This is a genomic window from Pseudomonas lactucae (assembly GCF_036688725.1).
GTDB classification, from domain to species: domain Bacteria; phylum Pseudomonadota; class Gammaproteobacteria; order Pseudomonadales; family Pseudomonadaceae; genus Aquipseudomonas; species Aquipseudomonas lactucae.
Genome location: NZ_JAQQPT010000020.1, coordinates 75483 through 95437 on the forward strand (window position 1 = coordinate 75483; position 19955 = coordinate 95437).

The following is a 19955-nucleotide window of genomic DNA, read 5'->3' on the forward strand; positions in this document are numbered from 1 at the left end:
TTGGTTTTTGTTGATGTTTCAACGTTTCAATTGGAATGGAATTCGCACTTGTTCACTATTTTTATGTGTGTGATTTTAGTTTTGTTTTATGCGTTTTAATGTTGTGGTTTTGGCACCGTTCGGTGTCAGGTTATTTACAAGTACCCAGGGTATTACCCATGAAGACAATAAGCGCTCCTTCTGTTGAGTACGCGCGCTACACGTGGCGTTCCAACTTTCCTTCGTCTGAAATCGATAAACCGTCTTACTCTACGGACAAGGCGGCGAAACATCTCACCCGATCAGGCTCCCGATGGAGTGATCGCAATAAAGACAAGAAAATAGATCTTTCCTATACCTTGGCACCGGGCTTTACCTCCGCGGAAAAACACCGAATCAGAGAGGGCCTCAAGTCCTGGGCGGAAGTGACTAATGTCACCTTTACAGAAAATGCCACCGGCCGGGACGGCGTGCTCAAGATCAAGGGGCTGCCGGATTATCCCGGTGGTTGGGCCACGCTGCCCAATCCGTACTTCGAGGAAGGTAGCGTCAACGTGGGAACGAGCCGCACCCACACGAAACTGGAGCATGGGACGCAGTTCGACAAGACGTTTGTACATGAAGTCGGCCACGCCATTGGCCTTAAGCACCCTCACGGCGACGTGGAGCCTTACAGGGAGGACACAAGCGCCTATACCGTGATGAGCTACCATGATGCGTCTTTTGGTGATCACCCGTACGAAAGGAAAAAAGTCTCGGCGCCCATGCTGCACGATATTGCCGCCGTGCAACGGTTGTACGGCGCGAACACCGAGACTCGAAAAACCGATACCACCTACGGTTTTAACGCCAATGCGGGCCGGGACTTCTACACGCTCAAAAGTGCCAGGGATAAACCGGTGTTCTGTGTATGGGATGCGGGCGGCACTGACACTCTGGACTTTTCCGGCTTTCGTCAGGACCAGAAAATCAGTTTGAAAGCCGAATCGTTTTCGGACGTAGGCGGCATGACAGGCAACGTATCGATCGCCAAGGGCGTCACCGTGGAAAACGCGGTGGGCGGCTTCGGTCATGACACGTTGATCGGTAACACAGCAAACAACCGCCTCACGGGTGGGCCCGGTGCTGACACGTTGGAAGGCAATGGCGGACGCAATGTTTTCGCTTATGACAACGTCACTGACTCCACGCCCAGCCACCCGGATTTGATAAAAGACTTTGCCAGTGGTGCGGACAGAATCGATATATCAAGACCCTTGTCCGATGCCGCGATTCGGGTTCTTTATATTGTCGAGCGTTTCACCGGGCGCGCTGGCGAGGCGGTGCTGAGTTATAACGAGGGTTTGGGCGAGGGTAAAGTGACGCTCGACTTGAGCGGTAATGGCAAAGCTGATTTTCAGGTTAATACGCGCGGGCGGATTCATTACACTGATTTGATAGTCAACGGTGAACTACCGAATAAACCCGCGCCGGAGCCCGTTGTAAATGAAGTCGACAAAACCGATGTTGGAAAGCCAAAGATCTATACGTACGCGTCGGCGTCTGAATCGGACGGTGAACACTACGATACGTTAAATGACTTTGTCAGCGGCAGAGACGAGATCGACTTGTCACCCATGGCCGAAGCGACCCATACGACGCTCATACAAGCGGATATATTTACGGGAACGCGCGGCGAGGTGATTGTCGTGCCACCCGATCCTGACTTTGACGATTTGTACTCGTTGGTGGTGGATTTGGATGGCGACAGGATCAGTGATTTCATTGTGAGAAGCCCCAATGTAATCAAGCCAAGCGATATCAAGGGTGTGAAGTTGAACAGCGCTCGCCCCTACTAGCGAACGCTGTATCAAAGCCGCCGGTTGGATCAGGCGACGGCGGCCAGGGTCTGCCGTGATGCACTTACGAACCGCAACAACGCCACCAGCGCAAACGCACTGCCCACCAGCATCACCCCCAGCCAGCCGCCGTGTTCATACACGCTGCTGGCGATGGCCGAGCCGAAGGCGCCGCCGATGAAAATGCTGGTCATGTACAGCGCGTTCAGGCGGCTGCGGCTGTGGGCGTCGAGGGCGTAGACGGCGCGCTGGCCGAGGACCATGTTCATCTGCACGCAGAAGTCCAGCACCACGCCGGTCACCGCCAGGCCGATCACGCTGTACAGCGGGTGCACGAAGGCCGGCAGGAAGCTCAGCGCCGCGAACAACATCGCCAGCAGCGAAGCGCGGTGGGTGTGGCCCGCGTCGGCCAGGCGCCCGGCGATGGGCGCGGCGATGGCGCCCAGGGCACCCACTAAGGCAAACAGTGCAATCTCGCTTTGGCTCAGGCCATGGTTACGCGCCAGTTCCAGCGGGGCTGCGGTCCAGAACAGGCTGAAGGTGGCGAACAGGCAGGCCTGGTAAAACGCCCGCTGGCGCAATACCGGTTGCTCACGCAGCAAGGTGCCCAGCGAGCCCAGCAGCTGGCCGTAGCTGGCGCTGTGATCAGGTTGGCGCTTGGGAATGGTCAGCATCAGCACCACGCTGATAAACGCCATCAATGCCGCTGCCGCCATGAACATCGCACGCCAGCCGAAGTGATCCGCCACCACGCTGGACACCGGACGCGCCAGCAGGATACCCAGCAACAAGCCACCCATGATGCTGCCCACCACCCGGCCACGTGACTCGGCCGGGGCCAGGTGCGCGGCCAGCGGGATCAGGATCTGCACCGACACCGAGCTGAAGCCGATCAGCAGCGACACCAGCAGGAACAGGTTTGGCTGCTTGATGAGCGCGGCGCCCAACAGGCTGGCGATGGCGACCACGGTGGTGGAGAGCATCAGCTTGCGGTTTTCCAGCAGGTCGCCCAGCGGCACCAGGAAGAACAGGCCCAGGGCATAGCCGATCTGCGTCAGCGACACGATCAGGCTGGCCATCGCCGGCGTGAGGCCGACGTCCGGGGCGATCAACTCGATGATTGGCTGTGCGTAGTAGATGTTGGCGACGATGGCGCCACAGCAAAACGCGAAGAGCATCACCATGCCCCGGGTCAGGGTGCTGGTGGCAGGGGTGGTTGGGTTCATGGTGTTCTCATAAAAGCGAAGGAAGATGGTGAGCGAGAGTAAAGACAAGGTCCCACCCTGAGTAGGCCGCTTGTGGTGATATCACTTATGCAGGGCGATGATACATTCAGACACAACTTCAGGGGCATGACATAAACCAATGTGAGAGGGGCTTGCTCCCGATAGCGGCGCACCCGTCAACCCATCAGTTGACTGATCCACCTATATCGGGAGCAAGCCCCCTCCCACAGTTTTTACCGCGTTTATTCAGTTATTGACCTGAGTAAATCTGGTCAAACACCCCGCCATCATTGAAGTGGGTCTTTTGTACGGTGCGCCAGTCACCAAAGGTCTTCTCTACCGACAGAAAGTCGACTTTCGGGAACCGGTCGGTGTACTTGGCCAGCACTGTCGGGTCGCGTGGGCGCAGGTAGTTATTGGCGGCGATTTCCTGACCTTGCGGCGACCACAGGTACTTGAGGTAGTCTTCGGCGGCTACGCGGGTGCCTTTCTTCTCGACCACTTTATCCACCACCGACACTGGCGGCTCGGCTTCGGCGGAGACGCTTGGGTAGATCACTTCGAACTGATCGCGGCCGAATTCACGGGCGATCATTTCCGCTTCGTTCTCGAACGTCACCAGCACGTCGCCGATCTGGTTGGTCATGAACGTGGTGGTGGCCGCGCGGCCGCCGGTGTCGAGCACAGGCGCCTGCTTGAACAGTTTGCCGACGAAGGCCTTGGCCTTTTCTTCGTCACCGCCGTTCTTGAGCACGTAGCCCCAGGCCGACAAGTAGGTGTAGCGGCCGTTACCCGAAGTCTTCGGGTTGGGCACGATCACCTGCACGCCATCCTTGAGCAGGTCCGGCCAGTCTTTCAAGGCTTTGGGGTTGCCTTTGCGCACGATGAACACAGTGGCCGAGGTGAACGGCGCGCTGTTGTTCGGCAAGCGGGTGACCCAGTTGTCCGGCACCAGTTTGCCGTTGTCGGCCAGGGCGTTGATGTCGGTGGCCATGTTCATGGTGATCACGTCAGCCGGCAGGCCATCGATCACCGAACGCGCTTGCTTGCTGGAGCCACCGAAGGACATCTGCAGGGTCAGCTTGTCGTTCGGGTGCTCGGCTTCCCAGTGTTTCTGGAAGGCGGCGTTGTAGTCCTTGTAGAAATCGCGCATCACGTCGTAGGAGACGTTGAGCAGTGTGACCGGGGCCGCATGCACGGCACCCGCCAGGGCAAGGCCGGCGGCCAGGAGAGAGGCGCTAACGAATTTTTTCACTGCTCATTCCTTGTTGTTCGACAGAAGGGGGAGGCACTTTGCCAGCGACTATAGCCGGGGCGCCATAGTCGCTTAAAGATTAAAAAGAACTTTGCTTATTCCATTTTTTTGAAAAGATTACTGCCACAACGCGAACAGAATGCCGCGTTGGGCTCATGGCTGTTTTTCTTGCACACCGGGCAGTCGGTTTGCAGTTGCTCGCCGCGCATGGCACTGGCCAGTTCCGCGGTGAAAATCCCGGTGGGTACGGCAATGATCGAGTAACCGGTGATCATCACCAATGATGAAATCACCTGGCCCAGCGGCGTCTTCGGCACGATATCGCCAAAGCCCACGGTGGTCAGGGTGACGATGGCCCAATAGATGCCCTTGGGAATGCTGGTAAACCCGTGTTCCGGGCCTTCGATCACGTACATCAAAGTACCGAATACCGTGACCAGGGTGCACACGCTGACCAGGAACACCACGATTTTCTGTTTGCTGCCGCGCAGCGCCGCCATCAGGTAGTTGGCTTGCTTGAGGTACGGGCTGAGCTTGAGCACGCGGAAAATACGCAGCATGCGGATGATGCGGATGATCAGCAGGTACTGTGCGTCGCTGTAATACAGGGCGAGGATGCCGGGCACGATGGCGAGCAGGTCCACCAGCCCGTAAAAGCTGAAGGCATAGCGCAGCGGCTTGGGTGAGCAATACAGACGCAGGCCGTACTCGATCAGGAAAATGACGGTGAAGCCCCATTCGATATAGGCCAGTACGTCGGCGTAGTTCTGGTGGATCTGGTCGATGCTGTCGAGCATCACGATCACCAGGCTGGCGAGGATGATCAGCAGGAGGATGCCGTCAAAGCGCCGCCCGGCCAGCGTGTCGCTCTGAAAAATCATGACGTACAGGCGTTGGCGCCAGTCGTTGTTGCTGTCCATAAGTCCCGCCCGAATCGAATATCGAGCAAGCCTAGGGCGATTCGAAGGGACTGTCCATGCGCGGTTTCTGAAGCACTCGGCGGCCGGCGCGCACCAGCCAGCAGGCGAGGATAAACGGCGCGGTAAGTGCGGGCAGGTGCAGGGCGGCAAAGCCCGGCGTGAGCAGAATCGTCAGCAGGATGCCGAGCAGCGGCAACCAGGGCTGGCGGCGTGCCCGGCTCAGGGCCAGGGCCGCAAGGGCCGGATTGTAGCTGTGCAGGCCGAGGAGGGCGGCGGGGGCGTCCAGCACCAGGCCGATCAGTACGCCGCTGCTGGCGCCGATCAGGGCCCAGACGGCAGCGCGGCGGTCGGCCAGCCACAGGCCGAAGGCAATCAAGGCGCCGCTCAGAGGCTGGTCCAGCAACATGACTTGCGCCAGGCCGGTGAACGGCGCACTGAGGTGGGTCAGCGCGTCGGGCTCACTCAGGGCAAAGGCGGTTGGTGGGATCCCGCCCAGCAGCAACCAACCCAGCATGACAAACGGCGCGGTGTAGGCGGGCAGGTCATTGGGGTGGGAGGTGTGTTTGAGCCACTGTCGCGTGAGGATTGCACTCAAGCCGCTGCACGCCAGGATCAGCGGTGGCACTAACGCTGACCAGGCAAAGTGCTGGCTGATCAACACACCCAGTAATACGCCGTTGTAGCTGTATAGACCCGCCTGGCGTTCAGCCTTGGGATAGCCTCGGCGCTGGGCCGTGAGCAGCCCGGCCACACCGCCCAACAGCGCGCCGCCGAGCAGGGCAGGGGCGCCGAACAGGATTGCCAGCAGGCACAGCAGGCCGCACAGCGGTTGGCGCTGGAGAAAAATCTGGCTGAAGCCGTTGAGCAGGGCTTCGGCCCAGTCGGGGCAGGTGGGGTTGTGCATTTTTAATGAGTCAGTGGGACCGGATTGTCTTCATCGGGGGCTTGCTCCCGATGGGGCCTTTACAGGCGCTAAACAAGCGCCTCTATACGCAAGAAGTCAGGCGTCATGTTGGGCAGTCTCAAGGATCAGGATGGCGCGCAAGTCGTTGACGTTGGTGCGCGTCGGCTCGGTGACAATCAGCCCGTCGAGCGCGGCGAAATAGCCGTAGCCGTTATTGTTGTCCAGCTCATCGCTGGCGCTCAGGCCCAAGGCTTCGGCGCGCGCGTAACTGCACGGGGTCATGATTGCGCCGGCGTTGTCTTCCGAGCCGTCGATGCCATCCGTATCGCCGGCCAGGGCGTAGACGCCGGGCAGGCCCTTGAGGCTGTCGGTGAGGCTCAGCAGGAACTCGGCGTTGCGCCCGCCACGGCCGTTGCCGCGCACGGTCACGGTGGTTTCACCGCCGGACAAAATCACGCACGGCGCCGCCAGCGGCTGGCCGTGCCGCACGATCTGCCGGACGATCCCGGCGTGCACCTTGGCCACGTCCCGCGCTTCGCCTTCCAGGTCGCCGAGGATCAGCGGGCTGAAGCCGGCCTGACGCACTTTGACCGCCACCGCTTCCAGGGACTGCTGCGGGCGTGCGATCAGCTGGAAGTGGCTGCGCGCGAGTATCGGGTCGCCGGGCTTGACGGTTTCCGAGGCCGGGTTCTGCAACCAGCTGCGCACGGAGGCCGGGGCATCGATGCCATAACGCTTGAGGATCGCCAGCGCCTGTTGCGAGGTGCTTGGGTCGCCGACGGTAGGGCCGGAGGCAATCACCGTGGCCTGGTCGCCTGGCACATCGGAGATCGCGTAGGTGTACACCGTCGCCGGCCACGCCGCTTTGGCCAGTCGGCCGCCTTTGATCGCCGAGAGATGCTTGCGCACGCAGTTCATCTCGCCAATGGTGGCACCGGATTTGAGCAGGGCTTTGTTGACGGTTTGCTTGTCGGCCAGGGTGATGCCTTCGGCGGGCAGCGCCAGCAGTGCCGAGCCACCGCCGGAGAGCAGGAAGATCACGCGGTCGTCTTCGCCCAGGTTGCTGATCAACGCCAGTACGCGGCGGGCCACGGCCAGACCGGCGGCGTCGGGCACCGGATGAGCCGCTTCGACCACTTCGATTTTTTTGCACGGCGCGCCGTGGCCGTAGCGGGTGACCACCAGGCCAGTGACTTCACCCTGCCAGCAACTTTCGACGACGAGTGCCATGGCGGCCGCCGCCTTGCCTGCGCCGATTACGATCACCCGGCCGCTGCGGTCGGCGGGCAGAAAAGGTTCAAGCACTCGGCGGGGATGGGCGGCGTCGATGGCTGTGGCAAACAGCTCGCGAAGCAGGTGTTGCGGATCGACCGACATAAGCGGACTCCCGGATTTTTTGTTATAGGGGACATCAAGTGTTGGGTTGGAATGCGATCTATTGTGGGAGGGGCGGTGCGACGATTCGACTTGCCCCTCCCACATTTGACTGCATTTCAAAAAAAGGAGTGGTGTGGGTTATTGATCGCGAATCGAAAAATTCGCCATATGTTCCAGCCCCTTGATCAGCGCCGAGTGGTCCCAGTTACTGCCGCCCATTGCCGCGCAGGTGCTGAACACCTGCTGGGTGCCGGCGGTGTTCGGCAGGTTGATCCCCAGTTCCTTGGCGCCGGCCAGTGCCAGGTTCAGATCCTTCTGGTGCAGGTTGATGCGAAAGCCCGGATCGAACGTGCCTTTGATCATGCGTTCGCCATGCACTTCCAGGATCTTCGACGAAGCAAAGCCACCCATCAGCGCTTCACGCACTTTGGCCGGGTCGGCGCCGTTTTTTGCGGCGAACAGCAGCGCTTCGGCCACCGCCTGGATATTCAGCGCGACGATGATCTGGTTGGCGACCTTGGCGGTCTGGCCGTCGCCATTGCCGCCCACCCATGTGATGTTCTTGCCCATGCTCTGGAACAGCGGCAATGCGCGTTCGAACGTCTGGGGCTCGCCGCCGACCATGATGCTCAAGGTACCGGCCTTGGCGCCGACTTCACCGCCGGACACCGGTGCGTCGAGGTACTGCGCGCCGTGCTCGTTGATCTTCGCGGCAAATACCTTGGTGGCGGTGGGCGAGATCGAACTCATGTCGATCACCACTTTGTTCGGTGACAGGCCCGCCGCCACACCGTCCGCGCGCAACAGTACATCCTCGACCTGTGGCGTGTCGGGCACCATGACGATGATGAACTCGGCTTCCTGGGCCACCTGCTGCGGGTTGGCCAGGGCCACGGCGCCGGCGCTGATCAGTTCCGCTGGGGCTTTGCCGTGGTGTTCGGAGAGGAACAGTTGGTGACCTGCTTTCTGCAGGTTCGCGGCCATGGGTTGGCCCATGATGCCGGTGCCGATAAAGCCGATTTTAGCCATGAAGAAATCCTCCCGCATTGGGTTCTTTGTTGTGTTTGTTAGATGGCGTTGTGACTCTTGAGCCAACCCAGACCCGCCTCGGTAGTGGTCAATGGCTTGTACTCACAGCCGACCCAACCCTGGTAGCCAATCCGGTCCAAGTGCTCGAACAGGAAGCGGTAGTTGATCTCCCCCGTCCCCGGCTCATTGCGCCCAGGGTTGTCCGCCAGTTGGATGTGGTTGATCTGCCCCAGGTGCGCGGCCATGGTGCGGGCCAGGTCGCCTTCCATGATTTGCATGTGGTAGATGTCGTATTGCAGGAACAGGTTGTCACTGCCCACCTGCTCGCGAATCGCCAGGGCCTGCGCCGTGGTGTTCAGGTAGAAGCCCGGGATATCGCGGGTGTTGATCATCTCCATGACCAGCTTGATACCCGCCGCTTGCAGCTTCTCGGCGGCGTACTTGAGGTTGGCGACGAAAGTTTTTTCCAGGGTTCCGTCGTCCACGCCCTGCGGCCGGATGCCCGCCAGGCAGTTGATCTGAGTGTTGCCCAGCACCTGCGCATAGGCGATGGCCAGCGTGACCCCGGCACGAAATTCCTCGACCCGGTCCGGGTGGCACGCCAGGCCGCGCTCGCCCTTGGCCCAGTCACCAGCGGGCAGGTTGAACAGCACCTGGGTCAGGCCGTTGGCGTCCAGTTGCGCCTTGATCTCGGCGGAGCTGAATTCATACGGGAACAGGTACTCCACGCCCTGGAAGCCGGCATCGGCGGCCGCCTTGAAACGGGCGAGGAAATCCTGCTCGGTAAACAGCATCGACAGGTTGGCGGCAAAGCGCGGCATAGGGTTCTCCTTAATCGAGCAGGGAAATGGCAGTCGGCGCATCGTTGCCGACCAGGGCCAGGTCTTCGAATTCGTTGACGGCGTTGATCTCGGTGCCCATGGAAATATTGGTCACGCGCTCCAGAATGATCTCGACGATCACCGGCACCTTGAACTCCTCGATCATTGCCTGGGCTTTGCGCAACGCAGGCTGTATCTGGCCCGGTTCGAACACGCGCAGGGCCTTGCAGCCCAGGCCTTCGGCGACTGCGACGTGGTCTACGCCGTAACCGTTGAGTTCCGGGGCGTTGAGGTTGTCGAAAGACAGCTGCACGCAGTAGTCCATTTCAAACCCGCGCTGGGCCTGGCGGATCAACCCCAGGTAGGAGTTGTTCACCACCACGTGGATGTACGGCAGCTTGAACTGCGCGCCCACGGCCAGTTCTTCGATCATGAACTGGAAGTCATAGTCGCCGGACAACGCCACCACCTTGCGGCTCGGGTCGGCCTTGACCACGCCGAGCGCGGCGGGGATGGTCCAGCCCAAGGGACCAGCCTGGCCGCAGTTGATCCAGTGGCGTGGTTTATAGACGTGCAGGAATTGCGCGCCGGCAATCTGCGACAGGCCGATGGTGCTGACGTAGCAGGTGTCTTTGCCGAACACTTGGTTCATCTCTTCGTACACACGCTGCGGCTTGACCGGTACGTTGTCGAAGTGCGTCTTGCGGTGCAGGGTGGCCTTGCGCTGTTGGCAGTCATGCAGCCAGGCGCTGCGGTCCTTGAGCTTGCCCGCGGCTTTCCACTCGCGGGCCACTTCGATAAACATCGTCAGCGCGGAACCGGCGTCGGACACGATGCCCAGGTCCGGGGTGAACACGCGGCCGATCTGCGTCGGTTCGATGTCGACGTGAATGAATTTACGCCCCTCGGTGTACACCTCCACCGAACCGGTGTGGCGGTTGGCCCAACGGTTGCCGATGCCCAGCACCACGTCCGACTTGAGCAGCGTCGCGTTGCCATAACGGTGGGAGGTCTGCAGGCCGACCATGCCCACCATCAGCGGGTGATCGTCGGGGATGGTGCCCCAGCCCATCAGGGTCGGGATCACCGGAATACCGGTCAACTCGGCAAATTCAACCAGCAGCTCGCTGGCGTCGGCATTGATCACGCCGCCACCGCTGACCAGCAGTGGACGTTCGGCCGCATCGAGCAGGGCCAGGGCTTTTTCTACCTGGACGCGGGTGGCCAACGGCTTGGCCAATGGCAGCGGTTGGTAGGCGTCAATGTCGAATTCGATCTCGGCCATCTGCACATCGAACGGCAGGTCGATCAGCACCGGGCCTGGGCGGCCGGAGCGCATTTCATAAAAGGCTTTCTGGAACGCGTAGGGCACTTGGCCGGGTTCGAGCACGGTGGTTGCCCACTTGGTCACCGGCTTGACGATGCTGGTGATGTCCACGGCCTGGAAGTCTTCCTTGTGCAGGCGAGCGCGGGGCGCTTGGCCGGTGATGCACAGGATCGGGATCGAGTCGGCCGAGGCGCTGTACAAGCCGGTGACCATGTCGGTGCCCGCCGGGCCCGAGGTGCCGATACACACGCCGATGTTGCCGGCCTTGGTGCGGGTGTAACCCTCGGCCATGTGCGAGGCACCTTCAACGTGGCGAGCAAGCACGTGATCGATGCCACCCACCTTCTGCAAGGCTGAGTACAGCGGATTGATCGCGGCCCCTGGGATGCCGAAGGCGGTGTCCACGCCTTCACGGCGCATGACGAGGACGGCGGCTTCGATTGCTCTCATTTTGCTCATGTTTTGGTGCCTCTTGCGTTTTGTAATTGTATACAAGTGGTTTATGGTCGAAGTGTATTCATGGCGAGCGGCGCAGGTCAATGCATTTTATTGGAGGGCCTTGGCGTTCGTCGGAGGGCATTTTTCCGACGTATTTTGGGTTTGTATGAAAATATTGTATACAAAAATTAATTTTATTGTGTTCTATTTGTTTGGCGGGGCATCTGATCAAACACACCTCCACTGCATTCCTAATAACAAAAGAAGGACGGCACCATGAGCGCTTTAACCTTGAAACTCGCCACCCAACTGGCCTGCCAGGCCCTCAACGCCGGGCGCACCATCGCGGCCGCACCGCTGACCATCGCCGTGCTCGACAGCGGCGGTCACTTGATCACGCTGCAGCGCGAAGACGGCGCCAGTCTGCTGCGCCCGCAAATCGCCATCGGCAAGGCCTGGGGCGCGATTGCCCTGGGCAAGGGCTCGCGCTTGCTGGCGCTGGACGCACAGCAACGCCCGGCATTCATCGCCGCGCTGAACAGCCTGGGGCAGGGCAGCGTGGTGCCGGCGCCGGGTGGGGTGTTGATTCGGGATCACGGCGGTGTGGTGCTGGGGGCTATCGGGATCAGCGGGGATACGTCGGATATTGACGAGCAGTGTGCGATTACGGCGATCGAGGGGGTGGGGTTGCGGGCGGATGCGGGGGTGTCAGCCTGATCTTCGGTTACTGTCAGGGCCCCATCGGGAGCAAGCCCCCGATTGGCACAGGCCCCTAGGTGTATCAGTCCGGCTCACAGCCCTTGAGCACCAACCGGATAATCGTCTGCGCCGCCGCTTCATAATCGGCTTCATCCAGCTTGGCCTTGCCGGTTACCGCGGAGATCTGCCAGTCGAAATCGGCATAGGTCTGCGTCGCCGCCCAGATGCTGAACATCAGGTGATGAGGGTCAATGGCGGCAATCAAACCACGATCCACCCAGCTCTGGATGCAATCGATATTGTGCCTGGCCTGGGCGTTGAGTTGCTCGACCTGCTCGGCGCTCAGGTGCGGGGCGCCGTGCATGATTTCGCTGGCGAAGACCTTGGAGGCAAACGGCAGGTCGCGGGAGATGCGGATTTTCGAGCGGATGTAGTTGCCGAGCACCACCGAAGGTTCGCCGTCCGGGTTGAACGGCGTGGAGGCAGCCAGGATCGGCTCGATAATGCTCTCGAGCACCTCGCGGTAGAGGTTGTCCTTGGACTTGAAGTAGTAATAGACGTTGGGCTTGGGCAGCCCGGCCTTGGCGGCGATGTCGCTGGTTTTGGTCGCGGCGAAGCCCTTGTCGGCAAACTCCTCGCTGGCCGCCCGCAGGATTTTTTCTTTGTTGCGCTCGCGAATGCTGCTCATAAAGTGCTCAGTCTCACAGATACTGTTTCTTTTTGACGGCGTCTGTTGCCGCCATTCTGCGTCGCCGCTCCTCCCCATAGCGAGCGATGAGTCGTCGCGGCTCCTTGCCTGACGACAACAGCCACTCGCCAAAAGAGAAACGTATCTATGAAACTGAGCACGGGAGGTTTCCTTGCCATGACAGGCGGTTGCGCATGGTAGCACCGGCTATCCGCAGGTCTCAACAATGTGCCCGCGACGCGTTATGCTCGCGCCCTCTCTCCCTTATGGATGCACGGTTCATGGCAGGAAGCAGCTTGTTGGTGTTGATCGACGATATCGCCGCGGTACTCGATGACGTCGCCCTGATGACAAAGATGGCCGCGAAGAAGACCTCCGGCGTGCTGGGCGACGACCTGGCGCTCAACGCCCAGCAGGTCAGCGGCGTACGGGCCGAGCGGGAAATTCCCGTGGTGTGGGCGGTGGCCAAGGGCTCGTTCGTCAATAAACTGATCCTGGTGCCGACGGCGCTGCTGATCAGTGCTTTTGCACCCTGGGCGGTCACACCGCTGTTGATGCTCGGCGGCGCCTATCTGTGTTTTGAAGGGTTCGAAAAACTCGCGCATAAATTCCTGCACAGCAAGGCAGACGATCAGGCCGAACATGCGCAACTGGTCGAAGCCGTGGCCGACCCGGCGACCGATTTGGTGGCCTTCGAAAAGGACAAGATCAAAGGCGCAATCCGCACCGATTTCATCCTCTCGGCGGAAATCATCGCCATTACCCTGGGTATCGTGGCCGATGCGCAATTGACGCAGCAGGTCATCGTGTTGTCGGGTATCGCCATCGTAATGACCGCGGGCGTTTACGGGCTGGTGGCCGGTATCGTCAAGCTGGATGACCTGGGTTTGTGGCTCACGCAAAAGCCTGGCCAGGTAGCGCGCAGTGTTGGTGGCGGCATCCTGCGGGCGGCGCCGTACATGATGAAGAGCCTGTCGGTGATCGGCACGGCGGCGATGTTCATGGTCGGTGGCGGCATCCTGACCCATGGCGTGCCGGTGGTGCATCACTGGATCGAGACGGTGAGCCAGAGTGTCGGTGGCCTGGCGTGGTTGATGCCTACAGTGCTCAATGCGGTGGCGGGGATTATTGCCGGGGCCGTCGTGCTGGCGGTTGTATCGATACTTGGCAAAGCATGGCGAGCGGCGAAACGCTGATTCGTTCGTATCGAGTAGAGTTTGAAACGCTGTTTAAGATTAATCCTACAGTTCGGTTTTCCAGGCATTTATAGGATGCGTCGCGCTTCTTCATGTGAAGTGGCGCGATAAAAAATGGATCGATAAGGGGTTAAGGATGAACTGGTGTTTTCAAGCGATAAAAAACTATGCCAAGTTCAGTGGGCGAGCCCGCAGAAGGGAGTATTGGATATTCGCATTTTTTGACGTGGTGCTAATGTACGGTTCGATTGTTGTTGCAGGATGGGCAGGGGTTGCCCACAGCAAATGGTTTTATATACCGCTGGGTATTTACGCTGTCCTTATGATTATTCCCCGCCTATCAGTAACATTTCGTCGGCTTCATGATGTGAATACGACGGGGGCTTACATACTGTGGTACGCGCTACCGGTCGTGGGGTTTATCATGGTGACCGTGCAACTGTTGAAAAAAGGCGACAAGGGAGAGAACAACTATGGATTACCTTGTCGTGAGGTTAAAAACGCTTAGCAGGGTTTGATTTTTCTCAACCGCAATAAAAAGGCCATTCATTCGAATGGCCTTTTTTGTGTGCGTTGTTTACTCGGCAATCTGCAACTTGCGCGATTCGGTATAGATATACCGCACCTTCTCATACTCGAACGGCGAGTTCATCTGGCCGTAGCGGAAGCTGGTCTGGTAGCGCTTGTCCACGGCACGCAGGGCCCAGATTTCCGGGTGGTTGGAGCTGACTTCGGAGACGTTCAGGAAGTTGATCTGGGACTCCGCGGTGTAATCCACCAGCAAGCCGCCGGTGTCGCGCAGGTTTGACGGGCCGAAGATCGGCAGCACCAGGTAGGCGCCACCGGGTACGCCGTAGAAGCCCAGGGTCTGGCCGAAGTCTTCGCTTTGGCGCGGCAGGCCCATGGCGGTGGCCGGGTCCCACAGGCCGGCAATACCGACGGTAGTGTTGAGCAGCAGGCGCCCGGTGGTTTCCAGGGAGCGATGCCCCTTGAGTTGCAACAGGCTGTTCAACAGGTTGGGCACATCGCCCAGGTTGTTGAAGAAATTGCTCACGCCGGTGCGCAGGAAGCTTGGTGTGACGTAGGTATAGCCGTTGACTACGGGCAGGAACACCCATTGGTCGAAACGGTAGTTGAAGTGATAGACGCGGCGGTTCCACGACTCCAACGGGTCATACACGTTGAGCGCGGTGAGCGACGACCGCTCGAATTCGCGCTGGTCCAGGCCCGGGTTGAACTTGAGCTTGGTCAACGGCTCCTTGAAGCCATCGGCATCGATCGTCACCGGCTCGTGGGCCTTGCTGTTGTCGGCATTGGCGACGCCTGCGCACATCAGCGCGGCGAGCAGCAAAAGATATTTAGCCACGGAAGAACTCCAGCATGGCGTCGGCGTTGACGCGGTAATTGAGGTTGCCGCAATGGCCGCCCAGCGGGTAGACGGTCAGGCGATCGCCGAAGGTTTTACGCAGGAAGCCGAGGTCACCCGGGCCCAGGATGACATCGTCGGCGTTGTGCATGACGGCGATTTTCGGGCTGGCGTGCAGGTAGTCCTTGAGGGCGTACAGGCTGACCTGGTCAACCAGTTGCAGCAGGCTGCCGCCGTCGGAGCGGGCGCGCCACATCGGGATCACCTGCTCGGTGAGGTAGCAGTCGAAGTCGCACTGCAGCGCACGCTTGAGGAATGGCGTAAGGCTGGTGCTTTCGGTGATCGGGTACTTCGGCGGGATGATCAGGCCGCGGCGGTTGATCAGGTCCGAGGTGAAGGCGATGTCGGCCGCCGAGAAGCGGAACGAGGTGCCGATCAGCATGGCCATCTGTTCGTTGGTCAGGTGTTGCTTGGACTGTTGGAAGTCGTAGAGCAGGGCGTCGTTGAGGTCGATGTAGCCCTTTTGCTGGAAGTAGCGGGTCAGCTTGTTCAGCACCAGCTCATAGAAGGTGGTGGTGTTGTTGATGCCCTTCACCTCGGTCTGCACCAACTTGTCGAGGTTGGTGATCGAGGTGTAGAGGTTGACCGGCGGGTTCAGCAGCAAGACTTTCTTGAAGTTGAAGCTGCGGCGGGTTTCGTCGAGCTTGCTGACGAATGCCGCATCCAGGGCACCCAGGCTATAGCCGGTGAGGTAGAAGTCGGTCACCGGCAGCGAGGCGTTCTGCGCGCGCACGGCTTGCATTACACGATACATGTCTTCGGCGTCTTCCTGGCTGATGCCGGGGGTGGCGAAGCGCGACGCGGAGGCGATGAAGTCAAAGCTGGTGGGCGACGACAGTTGCACTACGTGGTAGCCAGCCTGGTAGTACAGTTTTTTCAGGTATTCGTTGATGCTGCTGTCAAACCGCGCACCGGTGCCCGCGATCAGGAAAATCAGAGGTGCGGCGCGGTCTTGCTTGGCGATGCGGTAGGTGAGTTTCTTCACTGCCCAGAAGTTGTCCGGCAGGCTGAACTCGCGCTCGGGGCGCATGGTCAGGGTGTAGTCGGACTGGTTGATCTCGTCGTCGGTCGGCAATTTGGGCCGAAGGTCAGGCGGGGTGGTGGCGATGGTCGCTTCGAACGGGTTGGTCAAAGGGTAGCCATAGCTGGCTTGGTCGATGTCGACCGCCAGTGCTGACGCACTCAAAAAAAGGCTGCCCAGTAAGGCAGCACAGCGCAAGGAACGGAGCATGACTTAATCCCTAAGAGGAAACGTGCTGAATGAAGTTCGCAGGCTATGACCACCGCCGTATCACCGAAGTGCCAGCACTCAGTGCGAAAATTCGGAAATACCGTCGGAATCGGCGTAATAGTAGCGAGACGATACACTTTGCCACGCATGGGTGAATACAAATTGTGTGTATGTACCTTGCTAACGGCCGCCGGCGCATTAAGCTGAGCGCCGTTTTTGTCTATCGGAGTGCTCCATGTCCCGCCGCTTGCCGTTGATTTTGCTGCTTATTGCCCTGCCGCTATGGCTGGCTGCCAGTTATGCCGCACGTTACGGCTTCGTCGAGGATGGCCAGTGGGTAGGCATTTGCGCGGATGAGGCCAGCCGCTGGGAGTGCCAGTTGCGCTCGAACCTGGGGTTGATGATCCACTTCAAGGTGCTGGGCTGGGCGGCGTTGGTCACCGCGGTGCTGGCGTTTTTTGTGCCGGGTCGCGCGGGGTGGGGGTTGGCGGTGTTGGGGCTGGTGTTCGGGCTGCCGGCCCTGGCGTTGTACAACACCACATTTGCGGTGTTTGCGGTGGTGATTGCGGGGTTGCGGTTGGTCAGACAACCCCGATAGCGCTCTTAAGCCTTGCGCACCCGCAGGCAACGCCACAGGGCTAACGCCATAAGCAGGCTGACTACCGCCCACCCCCATGCCTGCTGATTCAACAGACCTTCCCGGTACAACTGCGGCGCAATGCCGGCACCGATGATGAAGGTCAGCAGCGCTATCTCCCGACGCGGCCCGGTCACCGGACGCACCAGATACACCAGGGCCGGCAGCACCAGCGCCGCGCTCGGGAAGCTGCGATAGCGCGGATCGAATACTAACGCCAACATCATCACCGCGCCAGCGAACCCTGCGACCGCCACCAGCCAGCCCGCCCGCTGTTCCAGCCAGTTGAAGGCTCGCTCGCGCCATCCTTGCCGAGCGCTCAAGGCCAATGCCGCGTGAGCCAGCACCAGCAGGTTCAGCCCCAGCAGCAGGCCGGCCCATACCCATTCATCATTAAAGCGCGCGGTGACGCGGGTGAGTTCAGCCCAGGTGCCGATGGAGCACGCGGCGACGGCGCCCAGCAGCGGGAGCGCGAGCGCGTTGCGCGTGCTGCCCACACGGCCCCCCAGCACCAGCGTCGCCAGTAGAAGGAGGCCGCCTGCGCCCAGCCACAGCGGCCAGTACGGCACGTTGGTCACCGGCCCGGCGAGGACGCCCTTGTCCTGGCGGTCCGCGTCGAACAGGCCCCAATAACCGCCCACGGCCCCTTCGCTGGCGCGCTTCCACGGCTGATCGAAGGCTTCTATCAGGTTGTAGCGCCAGCCATTGGCCTCGGCCATGGCGACGAAGCCGCGCATGAACCGGGCTTCGTTGACCCGGCTTGGCACTGCGGTTTCGCGTTGGCGACCTTCGCTGGGCCAGCCGGTCTCGCCGATCAGTACATCCTTGGGCGCAAATGTGTTGCCGAAGGTCTGGCGCACCTCACCCACGTGTTTGAGGGCCTGGTCGATGCCGGTCGGTTCATCTTCCCAGTACGGCAGCAGGTGAATGGTCAGGAAATCCACCGCCGGGGCGATTTCCGGGTGTTTTAGCCAGAACTCCCACACATCGGCGTAGGTGACCGGCTGCTTGATCTGGCTTTTGACTGTATGGATCAGTTTGATCAGTTGTGCGGCGGTCACTTCCTTGCGCAGCAGCGCTTCGTTGCCGACGATCACTGAGGTCACCACATCGGGGTTGGCGTTGGCGGCCGCGATCACTTCATCGATTTCTTTTGCGGTGGCCACCGGGTCACTGCTGACCCAGGCGCCGGCCATCAACTTCAAGCCATGCTTGCGCGCCATGTCCGGCAGCGCTTCGAGGCCGGTCATGGAATAGGTGCGGATACACTCAAAACGGGTGGCCAACAGGGCCAGGTCGGCGTCCATGCGCGCGGGGCGCAGGGTGAAGGGCTGGTCGAAGGGCGATTGGTCCTTGTCGAACGGTGTGTAGGACGCGCACTGCAGCTTATGGCTGGCGCTGGCCACATCCGGCAGCACCACCGGCCGGCCGAGGGTATACCAGTAGCCGGCGAGGGCCAGCAGGCAAAGGATCAAGGCGAAGCAATAGGGCAGGGCGGGGAAGCGGGCAGTCGCAGGCATGGTCGGCTTATCTGTTGGCGCAAAGGCGCGCATCTTACCCGGATTTGACTGATGCCAGTGGGGCTGCATAATTTTGACATGCAAACTTCGGGCGGGATTTTGACGCTATTTCCTACAAAACGTCCTACTGGCGATGTGATGTCGTTTCTTGCTTAGCTGAGGTCGCTGACAGAGCAGGTCGATGAACCCGGCAGGTTGATGATCAAGCTGTCAGCACTCCACTGATACTGCAACCACCGGATCGATGCGCGTGAAGGGGGCGCGGTGCACCACATAACAACAGGTTGACGTCGCTCGGCATCCGTCGGGCGCAGCACTTTCGGGGAAGTACGATGAAGATGCGACGACTCTTGGGCGCAGCTGCCACTCTGGTAGTTGCGATGAGCTCCACACTGGCCAGCGCCGACAGCAAAACCCTGAGCATCGGCTACGTGGATGGCTGGTCGGACAGCGTTGCCACCACTCACGTGGCAGCGGAGGTGATCAAACAGAAGCTTGGTTATGACGTGAAACTGCAAGCGGTCGCCACCGGGATCATGTGGCAGGGCGTGGCCACCGGCAAACTCGACGCCATGCTCTCGGCCTGGCTGCCGGTGACCCACGGCGAATACTGGACCAAGAACAAGGACAAGGTGGTCGACTACGGCCCCAACTTCAAGGACGCCAAGATTGGTCTGATCGTGCCGGAGTACGTCAAGGCCAAGTCCATTGAAGACCTCAAAACCGACACCACCTTCAAGAACAAAATCGTCGGGATCGACGCCGGCTCGGGCGTGATGCTCAAGACCGACGAAGCGATCAAGCAATACGGCCTCGATTACAAGCTGCAGGCCAGTTCGGGTGCGGCAATGATCGCCGAACTGACGCGTGCCGAAGACAAGCAGGAATCCATTGCCGTCACCGGTTGGGTGCCGCACTGGATGTTCGCCAAGTGGAAACTGCGCTTCCTGGATGATCCAAAAGGGATCTACGGCGCGGCTGAAACCGTCAACAGCATCGGCAGCAAGGGCCTGGAGGCCAAAGCGCCGGAAGTCGCGGCTTTCCTGAAGAAGTTCCAGTGGGCTTCCAAGGATGAAATCGGCGAAGTCATGCTCGCCATCCAGGAGGGCGCCAAGCCTGATGCAGCGGCCAAGGATTGGGTCGCCAAGCATCCTGAGCGCGTAGCCGAGTGGACCGCTAAGTAATCCACTACCTTGATGCAATACCTTGTGGGAGGGGCGGTTCGACGATTCGACTTGCTCCCGATAGCGGTGTGTCAGTCACAGATATTTTGACTGAGCCACCTATATCGGGAGCAAGCCCCCTCCCACATTAATTTCACCCCCCGCAAATGTTTCTTCGCCCTCACAAACCCTCGCTACACTCGATCTACTACTAAGGTCGTCTGGAACCTGTTCCAGAGCCGCATACAGTGGCTATGTTCCAATAATAAAAAGCTGTGCTG

18 protein-coding genes are annotated in these 19955 nt (G+C 60.1%); 6 read left to right on the forward strand and 12 right to left on the reverse strand.

Features of this window, described 5'->3' with window-relative positions:
* Window positions 1-35: 35 nt before the first annotated feature.
* Window positions 36-1817 carry a M10 family metallopeptidase C-terminal domain-containing protein gene (locus V6M90_RS22240; RefSeq protein ID WP_332847147.1) on the forward strand — a complete coding sequence of 594 codons (1782 nt, stop codon included), beginning with the start codon at window positions 36-38 and terminating at the stop codon, window positions 1815-1817.
* Window positions 1818-1846: 29 nt separating this feature from the next.
* Here the strand turns inward: V6M90_RS22240 and V6M90_RS22245 are convergent, their stop codons facing one another.
* The 8 genes from V6M90_RS22245 to gcl form a co-directional block, all read right to left on the reverse strand.
* Window positions 1847-3043, reverse strand: coding sequence for an MFS transporter (locus V6M90_RS22245; RefSeq protein ID WP_332847148.1), 1197 nt, complete (start codon window positions 3041-3043; stop codon window positions 1847-1849).
* A 250-nt stretch (window positions 3044-3293) separates the two neighbouring features.
* Window positions 3294-4298: a sulfate ABC transporter substrate-binding protein gene (locus V6M90_RS22250; RefSeq protein ID WP_078823798.1), complete on the reverse strand. Its 1005-nt coding sequence runs from the start codon at window positions 4296-4298 to the stop codon at window positions 3294-3296.
* 95 nt (window positions 4299-4393) lie between these two features.
* Window positions 4394-5218 (reverse strand): ion transporter, encoded by an 825-nt coding sequence (locus tag V6M90_RS22255; RefSeq protein WP_141063726.1) that lies wholly within the window; start codon window positions 5216-5218, stop codon window positions 4394-4396.
* Between the two features lie 31 nt (window positions 5219-5249).
* Complete coding sequence (locus V6M90_RS22260; RefSeq protein WP_003172784.1) at window positions 5250-6122, reverse strand: urea transporter; 873 nt, start codon at window positions 6120-6122, stop codon at window positions 5250-5252.
* Between the two features lie 96 nt (window positions 6123-6218).
* A complete protein-coding gene (locus tag V6M90_RS22265; RefSeq protein ID WP_003172785.1) occupies window positions 6219-7499 on the reverse strand; it encodes a glycerate kinase type-2 family protein in 1281 nt (426 codons plus the stop codon).
* A gap of 138 nt (window positions 7500-7637) precedes the next feature.
* Window positions 7638-8594, reverse strand: a complete 957-nt coding sequence (locus tag V6M90_RS22270; RefSeq protein WP_232291293.1) for a 2-hydroxy-3-oxopropionate reductase — start codon at window positions 8592-8594, stop codon at window positions 7638-7640.
* Window positions 8567-9349, reverse strand: coding sequence for a hydroxypyruvate isomerase (gene hyi, locus V6M90_RS22275; RefSeq protein WP_003172787.1), 783 nt, complete (start codon window positions 9347-9349; stop codon window positions 8567-8569). The genes V6M90_RS22270 and hyi overlap by 28 nt, the downstream gene beginning before the upstream one ends.
* A gap of 10 nt (window positions 9350-9359) precedes the next feature.
* Window positions 9360-11135, reverse strand: a complete 1776-nt coding sequence (gene gcl / locus V6M90_RS22280; protein WP_003172788.1) for a glyoxylate carboligase — start codon at window positions 11133-11135, stop codon at window positions 9360-9362.
* Window positions 11136-11390: 255 nt separating this feature from the next.
* Here gcl and V6M90_RS22285 point away from each other — a divergent pair, with 255 nt between their 5' ends.
* On the forward strand, window positions 11391-11831 hold the full coding sequence (locus V6M90_RS22285) for a GlcG/HbpS family heme-binding protein (RefSeq protein WP_003172789.1): 441 nt from the start codon (window positions 11391-11393) through the stop codon (window positions 11829-11831).
* Window positions 11832-11895: 64 nt separating this feature from the next.
* On the opposite strand, the gene V6M90_RS22290 is transcribed toward V6M90_RS22285, so the two are convergent.
* Window positions 11896-12501 (reverse strand): TetR/AcrR family transcriptional regulator, encoded by a 606-nt coding sequence (locus V6M90_RS22290; RefSeq protein ID WP_042944402.1) that lies wholly within the window; start codon window positions 12499-12501, stop codon window positions 11896-11898.
* A 281-nt stretch (window positions 12502-12782) separates the two neighbouring features.
* Between V6M90_RS22290 and V6M90_RS22295 the strand changes: the two genes are divergently transcribed.
* Both V6M90_RS22295 and V6M90_RS22300 read left to right on the forward strand, forming a co-directional pair.
* Window positions 12783-13697: a DUF808 domain-containing protein gene (locus V6M90_RS22295; protein ID WP_141063721.1), complete on the forward strand. Its 915-nt coding sequence runs from the start codon at window positions 12783-12785 to the stop codon at window positions 13695-13697.
* Window positions 13698-13833: 136 nt separating this feature from the next.
* Window positions 13834-14205 (forward strand): DUF805 domain-containing protein, encoded by a 372-nt coding sequence (locus V6M90_RS22300; protein ID WP_080547076.1) that lies wholly within the window; start codon window positions 13834-13836, stop codon window positions 14203-14205.
* A 69-nt stretch (window positions 14206-14274) separates the two neighbouring features.
* Here V6M90_RS22300 and V6M90_RS22305 read toward each other — a convergent pair whose 3' ends face one another.
* Entirely contained in the window at window positions 14275-15063 is a 789-nt protein-coding gene (locus V6M90_RS22305; protein WP_003172793.1) for an MlaA family lipoprotein, read from the reverse strand.
* Entirely contained in the window at window positions 15056-16354 is a 1299-nt protein-coding gene (locus V6M90_RS22310; RefSeq protein ID WP_003172794.1) for a hypothetical protein, read from the reverse strand. The genes V6M90_RS22305 and V6M90_RS22310 overlap by 8 nt, the downstream gene beginning before the upstream one ends.
* Window positions 16355-16589: 235 nt before the next feature.
* Between V6M90_RS22310 and V6M90_RS22315 the strand changes: the two genes are divergently transcribed.
* Window positions 16590-16952: a hypothetical protein gene (locus V6M90_RS22315; RefSeq protein ID WP_003172795.1), complete on the forward strand. Its 363-nt coding sequence runs from the start codon at window positions 16590-16592 to the stop codon at window positions 16950-16952.
* Between the two features lie 5 nt (window positions 16953-16957).
* Here V6M90_RS22315 and V6M90_RS22320 read toward each other — a convergent pair whose 3' ends face one another.
* On the reverse strand, window positions 16958-18511 hold the full coding sequence (locus tag V6M90_RS22320; RefSeq protein WP_332847149.1) for a glycoside hydrolase family 17 protein: 1554 nt from the start codon (window positions 18509-18511) through the stop codon (window positions 16958-16960).
* A 332-nt stretch (window positions 18512-18843) separates the two neighbouring features.
* Between V6M90_RS22320 and V6M90_RS22325 the strand changes: the two genes are divergently transcribed.
* Window positions 18844-19695 carry a glycine betaine ABC transporter substrate-binding protein gene (locus V6M90_RS22325; RefSeq protein ID WP_003172800.1) on the forward strand — a complete coding sequence of 284 codons (852 nt, stop codon included), beginning with the start codon at window positions 18844-18846 and terminating at the stop codon, window positions 19693-19695.
* The last annotated feature ends 260 nt before the right edge of the window (window positions 19696-19955 follow it).